Source organism: Streptococcus sp. GMD6S (assembly GCF_000297015.1).
In genome coordinates, this window is sequence record NZ_AJRH01000054.1 from 1 (window position 1) to 8,516 (window position 8,516).

Consider the following 8,516-nt stretch of genomic DNA (forward strand, 5'->3'; position numbering starts at 1 on the left):
AAAAGGCATGCTTGCTAGCAGTCCCAAAGCGGGTATCGATGGTTTCAAGTAGTGGTTTCATAAAAAAGCTTCCTGTAGAGGTTTTTGTTTAGTATAACATGAAATTGCCAATAACCGAATTTTAAAAAGTAAATGCCCCTATAAATTTCGGTTAATAATTTACAAATATTCATTCTTTTGTTAGAATGGAGACAATAAAAAAGAAAAGGGGATTTTTTTATGAGTGATTCGGTAAATAATGTGAATAACGAAGAATCTGTAGAGAAGGTTGAAAACACGCCTGTAGAGGATGTGGAGTCAGTTGCTACTCAAGAACCAGAAACTGTGGAAGAAACGGCTTCTGAGCAAGCAAAAGATGACCAATCTGAAGAAGTGGTGGAAGAGAAAGATTCTAAGCCAGAACAGAAAGAAGATGCAAAAGCTTCAGCTGAGGCTTCGGCTCAACAAGTCGTTGAAAAAACCAAAGGATTGTTTGCAACGAAACGCAAAGAAATCATTGCAGCTCTTGTGGCAGTAGCCGTTATTATTGTGGCATTTGTGGGATACAATGTTATCCAGTCACAACCAAAAAGCTTAATTGGCGACGTCAAAGTTGAGTTTTCAGGTTATGAAGAATCTGGAACGGTAACTTATAATAGTCAAGATATTGCTGAGAAAGTAGCAGAAATAGCATACCAAAAAGTAGGCTTTAATAAGGATCAGGCAGCGGGTTTGGCTAAAAAAGACCCTATTATTTACGCAGAAGTGTCAAGAGATGGCAAGTTGGCGTCTAAATTGATGCAAGCAGAAGCGATGATTAGTAGTGTCCATTATGAATTTGACAAAACAAATGGTCTCAAAAATGGGGACGAAGTTACATTCACCGTAACTACAAGCTCAAAGAACTCACCATTTAAAGCTGAAAAGAAAACTTTCAAAGTTGAAAACTTGAAAGAATATGAGAAGGTATCAACGGCTGATTTGCTCAAAGAAACTCCTGTGACATTTACTGGATTTAATGGGTATGGCATAGCGTCTATTACAGAAAATCCTAATAAAGACGCCTATTTCAACTTTGAAGATAACAAACGTCCGACAAACTTGAAGAACGGAGATACAGTTACTCTTACTGTTAGTGCGACCTATATCAATGAGTTAAAATCAAAAGGAAAAGTTGTTGACAACAATAAGGTCGAGGTGACTGTTGAAGGGTTGAAAGACTTAAAAGATGTGAAGAACTTTGCGGATCTTCTGAAAAAGAATGATGACTACAGCAAGTCTGAAAATCAAAATAGTTCCTTTAGCACCTACACTTTAGAGTCACAAGGCAGTTATTTGAAAGTCATCCCAGAAGAGAATAAAAAATCAAATGGGAAAGTTTCGTTGATAACAGTTTATAAAGTAACTTGGTCAAGTGGCAATTCAAAAGAAGTTCGTTACAAATACTATGGTTATCAAGCTTACCTTTTGAAGGACAATAATCTTGATCTTGATGCTGCTTCTAAAGTATCAAGTTGGGGATCAAAAGATTTAGAAGGTCTAAAAGCTGAACTGGCTACTGAAGGTTATAAGGTTTACGAAGAAAAGAAAAGTGAATAGAAAAGTTGGGGAGAGCCCCAACTTTTTTTTCATAAGTTTGTTTCAAAACGCCTTTAGTTTGTGTATATCTTTTGGAGGCGTTTTTTTTTATACTGAACATGAAACTTGTTTGAAAGAGGAAAAAATACTATGGTTTATTCGAAAGAAATTGTTAGAGAATGGCTAGACCAAGTAGCGGAGCGGGCTAAGGACCATCCCGAGTGGGTGGATGTCTTTGAGCGTTGCTATACAGACACCTTGGACAATACGGTCGAGATTCTAGAAGATGGCTCAACTTTTGTCTTGACAGGGGATATTCCTGCTATGTGGCTTCGGGATTCGACAGCCCAACTCAGACCCTACCTGCACGTGGCTAAAAGAGATCCTCTCTTGCGTCAGACCATTGCAGGTTTGGTCAAGCGTCAGATGACTTTGGTGCTCAAGGATCCTTATGCCAATTCCTTCAATATTGAGGAAAACTGGAAGGGGCACCATGAGACTGATCACACAGAGCTTAATGGCTGGATTTGGGAACGCAAGTACGAGGTGGATTCGCTTTGCTATCCTTTGCAGCTGGCTTATCTCCTTTGGAAAGAGACTGGCGAGACCAGTCAGTTTGATGAGACTTTTGTCACAGCGACCAAGGAAATTCTTCATCTCTGGACAGTGGAACAAGACCACAAGAACTCTCCTTATCGTTTTGTTAGGGATACGGACCGCAAGGAAGACACCTTAGTAAATGATGGCTTTGGACCTGATTTTGTAGTGACAGGTATGACCTGGTCAGCTTTTCGTCCGAGTGATGACTGCTGTCAGTATAGCTATTTGATTCCGTCCAATATGTTTGCCGTAGTCGTATTGGGGTATGTGCAAGAAATCTTTGCAGAACTAGACCTAGCTGATAGCCAAAACATCGTGGCAGACGCTAAGCGTCTCCAAGCAGAGATTCAAGAAGGCATCGAAAACTATGCCTATACAACCAACAGCAAGGGAGAAAGGATTTACGCCTTTGAAGTGGATGGTCTAGGAAATGCTAGCATCATGGATGATCCAAACGTACCAAGTCTACTGGCTGCTCCATATCTTGGTTACTGTGCGATTGACGATGAGGTTTACCAAGCCACACGCCGTACCATTCTGAGCCCTGAAAATCCATATTTTTACCAAGGAGAATACGCTAGCGGTCTCGGAAGTTCTCATACCTTCTATCGCTATATCTGGCCGATTGCCCTTTCTATCCAAGGTTTGACAACAAGAGATAAGGCAGAGAAGAAATTCTTGCTGGATCAGCTCGTTGCCTGCGACGGTGGTACAGGTGTCATGCATGAAAGCTTCCACGTGGATGACCCAACGCTTTACTCACGTGAATGGTTCTCTTGGGCCAACATGATGTTTTGTGAATTGGTTTTGGATTATCTAGATATTCGCTAATACTCTTCGAAAATCTCTTCAAACCACATCAGCTTCGCCTTGCCGTATAGATGTTACTGACTTCGTCAGTTCTATCTGCAACCTCAAAACAGTGTTTTGAGCTGACTTCGTCAGTTTATCCACAACCTCAAAGCAGTGCTTTGAGCAGACTGTGGCTAGCTTCCTAGTTTGCTCTTTGATTTTTATTGAGTATAAGGAGCGCGCTTTAGTTTCACCGATTCGTGTCAGAATCACACCTTTACATTTAAAACGTTAAAATTTAAGTTAGAATGAGGTTTTACTTCATGGAAAATGTTGTTGTACATATTATCTCACATAGTCACTGGGACCGTGAGTGGTACTTACCTTTTGAAAGCCACCGTATGCAGTTGGTGGAATTATTTGATAATCTTTTTGACCTTTTTGAAAATGACCCTGAGTTCAAGAGTTTCCACTTGGATGGACAAACTATTGTCCTTGATGACTACTTGGAAATTCGCCCTGAAAATCGCGACAAAGTCCAACGTTACATCGACCAAGGCAAACTCAAAATTGGTCCTTTTTACATCTTGCAGGATGACTACTTGATTTCAAGTGAAGCCAATGTCCGCAATACCTTGATTGGTCAAGCAGAATGTGCAAAATGGGGCAAATCAACCCAGATTGGTTACTTCCCAGATACCTTTGGAAATATGGGACAAGCTCCCCAAATCCTTCAAAAATCAGGCATTCACGTGGCAGCCTTTGGTCGTGGTGTGAAGCCGATTGGATTTGACAACCAAGTTCTCGAAGATGAGCAGTTCACATCCCAGTTTTCAGAAATGTACTGGCAGGGTGCAGACGGAAGTCGTGTCCTCGGTATCCTCTTTGCCAACTGGTATAGTAATGGGAATGAAATCCCAGTTGATAAGGATGAGGCCCTGGCCTTCTGGAAACAAAAATTGTCAGACGTACGTGACTATGCTTCGACCAACCAATGGTTGATGATGAACGGATGTGACCACCAGCCTGTACAGCGAAATCTGAGTGAAGCCATTCGTGTGGCAAATGAACTCTTCCCAGATGTGACCTTTGTGCATAGTTCCTTTGATGACTATGTCCATGCAGTAGAAAGTGCTCTACCAGAGCAGTTATCAACGGTTACAGGTGAGTTGACAAGTCAGGAAACAGATGGCTGGTACACACTTGCCAACACTTCTTCATCACGGATTTACCTCAAACAAGCCTTCCAAGAAAATAGCAACTTGCTAGAACAAGTAGTGGAGCCATTGACTGTCATCACTGGTGGGCACAACCATAAGGAGCAGTTGACCTATGCTTGGAAAGTCCTTCTACAAAATGCGCCACATGATAGCATCTGTGGCTGTAGTGTGGACGAAGTTCACCGTGAGATGGAAACGCGTTTTGCCAAGGTCAACCAAGTTGGAAACTTTGTTAAGACCAATCTTCTCAACGAGTGGAAGGGCAAAATTGCAACTCACGAAGCGCAAAGCGACCATCTCTTTACTGTCATTAACACAGGTTTGCATGACAAGGTTGATACGGTCAGCACCGTGATTGATGTGGCGACTTGTGATTTCAAGGAATTGCACCCAACAGAAGGCTATAAGAAGATGGCAGCCTTGACCTTGCCAAGCTACCGTGTCGAAGACTTGGAAGGGCATGCTGTAGAAGCGAAAATCGAAGATCTGGGAGCTAACTTTGAGTATGATTTGCCAAAAGACAAGTTCCGTCAGGCTCGCATTGCTCGTCAAGTGCGCGTGACAGTACCTGTTCATCTGGCACCACTTTCTTGGACAACCTTCCAATTGCTCGAAGGAAAACAAGAACACCGTGATGGTATTTACCAAAATGGAGTAATTGATATGCCATTTGTAACGGTCAGTGTGGATGAAAACATCACGGTCTACGACAAGACAACTCATGAAGCGTATGAAGATATTATTCGCTTTGAAGACCGTGGTGACATCGGAAATGAGTACATCTATTTCCAACCAAAAGGAACAGAGCCTATCTACGCAGAGCTGAAAGGCTATGAAGTCCTGGAAAATACAGCACGTTTTGCTAAAATCTTGCTCAAGCATGAATTGACAATTCCAGTAAGTGCAGACGAAAAACTGGATGCGGAACAAAGAGGCATCATCGAGTTTATGACGCGTGAAGCAGGGCGCTCAGAAGAATTGACAACCCTTCCTCTGGAAACAGAGATGACCGTCTTTGTTGACAATCCACAAATCCGCTTCAAGACTCGCTTTACCAATACTGCCAAGGACCACCGTATCCGTCTCTTGGTTAAGACTCATAACACGCGTCCAAGCAATGACTCTGAAAGCATCTATGAGGTAGTAACACGACCAAACAAACCAGCTGCTTCTTGGGAAAATCCTGAAAATCCACAACACCAGCAAGCCTTCGTCAGCCTTTATGACGATGAAAAAGGGGTGACAGTGGCTAATAAAGGACTGCACGAGTATGAAATCCTTGGAGACGATACCATTGCTGTGACCATTCTTCGTGCCTCAGGTGAGTTAGGTGACTGGGGTTACTTCCCGACACCAGAGGCTCAGTGCTTGCGTGAGTTTGAAGTCGAGTTTGCTCTCGAATGCCACCAAGCAGGGGAACGCTTCTCAGCCTTCCGTCGTGCTAAAGCCTTCCAAACACCATTCACTAGTCTTCAAGTTGCTAAACAAGAAGGAAGTGTTGCTGCGACTGGCAGCCTCTTGTGCCATGCGGCGCTCAGCTTGCCACAAGTCTGCCCGACAGCCTTTAAGGTAGCTGAAAATGAAGAAGGATATGTACTTCGTTACTACAATATGAGTCAAGAAAATGTGCGTATATCAGAACACCAACAAACCATTTTGGACTTGCTTGAGCGGCCATATCCCGTTCATTCAGGACTCTTAGCACCACAAGAAATTCGCACAGAATTGATCAAAAAAGAAGACATTTAATAGTTTTAAAGTGTTTGATAACTAATACTATGAGATAGAAAGGAGGGGCGAAAGAGTAAGGACTAACTACTGATTCGCCCCTTTTTATGGGAAGAACAATGACCATTGCAACCATTGATATCGGAGGGACTGGGATTAAGTTTGCCAGTCTGACTCCTGATGGAAAGATACTAGATAAGACAAGTACTCCGACGCCAGAAAGTTTGGAGGATTTACTAGATTGGCTAGACCAACGCTTGGCAGAACAAGATTATAAGGGCATTGCCATGAGCGTTCCAGGCGCGGTCAATCAAGAAACAGGTGTGATTGAGGGAATCAGTGCCGTACCTTACATTCATGGCTTTTCTTGGTATGAGACGCTTGCTCATCATCAGCTACCTGTCCATCTAGAAAATGATGCCAACTGTGTTGGACTTAGTGAACTGCTGGCTCACCCAGAGATTGAAAATGCAGCCTGTGTCGTGATTGGGACAGGAATTGGCGGAGCTATGATAATCAATGGCAAACTTCACCGTGGTCGCCACGGCTTAGGTGGTGAGTTTGGCTATATGACAACCATTGAACCAGCTGAAAAACTCAACAACTGGTCGCTACTAGCCTCTACAGGAAACATGGTTCGCTACGTGATTGAAAAATCTGGTCAGACTGACTGGGATGGTCGCAAGATTTACCAAGAAGCTGCAGCAGGCAATGCCCTTTGCCAAGAAGCCATTGAACGTATGAACCGTAATCTGGCGCAAGGACTGCTCAATATCCAGTACCTCATCGACCCAGATGTCATTAGTCTGGGAGGATCTATTAGCCAGAATCCAGATTTTATCCAAGGCGTCAAAAAAGCTGTCGATGCATTTGTCAAAACCTACGAAGAATACACGGTCGCACCAGTTATCCAAGCTTGCACCTATCATGCAGATGCCAATCTCTATGGTGCCCTTGTCAACTGGCTACAGGAGGAAAATCAATGGTAATTTTTACAGGACTTAGTCCCAAACAAGAGCAAGCATTAGAGTTGCTTAAAAAGCATATTTCGCTAGCAGATGTAGAGGTAGTAGTCGCTCAGTCTGACCAAGCCTCTATCTCTATCAAGGGTGAAGGTGGACATTATCAACTAACTTATCGCAAACCTCACCAACTTTACCGCGCCTTGTCCTTATTGGCAACAGCTCTAGTAGAAGGTGATAAAGTAGCGATTGAGGAGCAGGCAGCTTATGAAGATTTGGCCTACATGGCAGACTGTTCTCGAAATGCGGTGCTGAATGTGGCTTCTGCCAAGCAGATGATTGAGGTCTTGGCTCTCATGGGTTACTCAACCTTTGAACTTTACATGGAAGACACCTATCAGATTGAGGGGCAACCTTACTTTGGTTACTTCCGTGGCGCCTATTCAGCAGAGGAGTTGCAGGAAATCGAAGCCTATGTCCAGCAGTTTGATATGACCTTTGTGCCTTGCATCCAGACCTTGGCCCACTTGTCAGCCTTCGTCAAATGGGGTGTCAAAGAAGTGCAGGAACTTCGTGATGTGGAGGACATTCTCCTTATCGGCGAAGAAAAGGTGTATGACCTGGTTGATGGGATGTTTGCCACTCTATCTAAACTGCAGACACGCAAGGTCAATATCGGGATGGACGAAGCCCATTTGGTTGGTTTGGGGCGCTACCTCATTTTGAACGGTGTTGTGGACCGTAGTCTCCTCATGTGCCAACACTTGGAGCGCGTGCTGGATATTGCAGACAAGTATGGTTTCCACTGCCAGATGTGGAGTGATATGTTCTTTAAACTCATGTCAGCGGATGGCCAGTACGATCGTGACGTGGAGATTCCAGAGGAAACTCGTGTCTACCTAGATCGTCTCAAAGACCGTGTAACCTTGGTTTACTGGGACTATTATCAGGATAGCGAGGAAAAATACAACCGCAATTTCCGCAACCATCACAAGATTAGCCAAGATATTGCCTTTGCAGGTGGTGCTTGGAAGTGGATCGGTTTCACACCCAACAACCATTTCAGCCGTCTTATTGCTCTTGAAGCCAACAAAGCCTGTCGTGCTAACGACATCAAAGAAGTCATTGTAACGGGTTGGGGGGACAATGGTGGGGAAACTGCCCAGTTTTCTATTCTACCAAGTCTGCAAATCTGGGCAGAACTCAGCTACCGCAATGACCTAGATCGTTTGTCTGCTCACTTCAAGACCAATACAGGTCTGTCAGTTGAGGACTTTATGCAGATTGACCTTGCCAATCTCTTGCCAGACTTGCCAGGCAATCTCAGTGGTATCAATCCCAACCGCTATGTCTTTTATCAGGATGTTCTCTGTCCGATTCTTGACAGACACATGACACCTGAACAGGACAAACCGCACTTCGCTCAGGCCGCTGAAACGCTTGCTGTTATCAAAGAAAAAGCTGGGAACTATGCCTACCTATTTGAAACTCAGGCCCAGTTGAACCAGATTTTAAGTAGCAAAGTGGATGTGGGACGACGCATCCGTGAAGCTTATAAATCCGGTGACAAAGTCAGCTTACAGCAAATCGCCATGCAAGAATTACCAAAACTTAGAAGCGAGATTGAAAACTTCCATGCCCTCTTTAGCCACCAATG

The 8,516-nt window shown here is 43.8% G+C and carries 5 protein-coding genes and 1 pseudogene; 5 read left to right on the plus strand and 1 reads right to left on the minus strand.

All coding sequences use genetic code 11. The annotated features are described in order from the left end of the window. Positions 1 to 61 (minus strand): annotated as a pseudogene (locus GMD6S_RS13140) (cell wall anchor protein); the annotation flags it as partial. 158 nt (positions 62 to 219) lie between these two features. Here GMD6S_RS13140 and GMD6S_RS07415 point away from each other — a divergent pair. The 5 genes from GMD6S_RS07415 to GMD6S_RS07435 form a co-directional block, all read left to right on the plus strand. Then, complete coding sequence (locus GMD6S_RS07415) at positions 220 to 1,578, plus strand: hypothetical protein (RefSeq protein ID WP_001285366.1); 1,359 nt, start codon at positions 220 to 222, stop codon at positions 1,576 to 1,578. A gap of 129 nt (positions 1,579 to 1,707) precedes the next feature. Continuing rightward, positions 1,708 to 2,988, plus strand: coding sequence for a glycoside hydrolase family 125 protein (locus tag GMD6S_RS07420; protein WP_000263081.1), 1,281 nt, complete (start codon positions 1,708 to 1,710; stop codon positions 2,986 to 2,988). Positions 2,989 to 3,272: 284 nt separating this feature from the next. Continuing rightward, positions 3,273 to 5,918, plus strand: a complete 2,646-nt coding sequence (locus GMD6S_RS07425; protein ID WP_000432740.1) for an alpha-mannosidase — start codon at positions 3,273 to 3,275, stop codon at positions 5,916 to 5,918. A 98-nt stretch (positions 5,919 to 6,016) separates the two neighbouring features. Beyond that, positions 6,017 to 6,886: an ROK family protein gene (locus GMD6S_RS07430; protein ID WP_000150731.1), complete on the plus strand. Its 870-nt coding sequence runs from the start codon at positions 6,017 to 6,019 to the stop codon at positions 6,884 to 6,886. After that, positions 6,880 to 8,516: beta-N-acetylhexosaminidase (locus GMD6S_RS07435; RefSeq protein WP_000234380.1), on the plus strand; the 1,637-nt coding region annotated here is incomplete at its 3' end. The genes GMD6S_RS07430 and GMD6S_RS07435, both read left to right, overlap by 7 nt.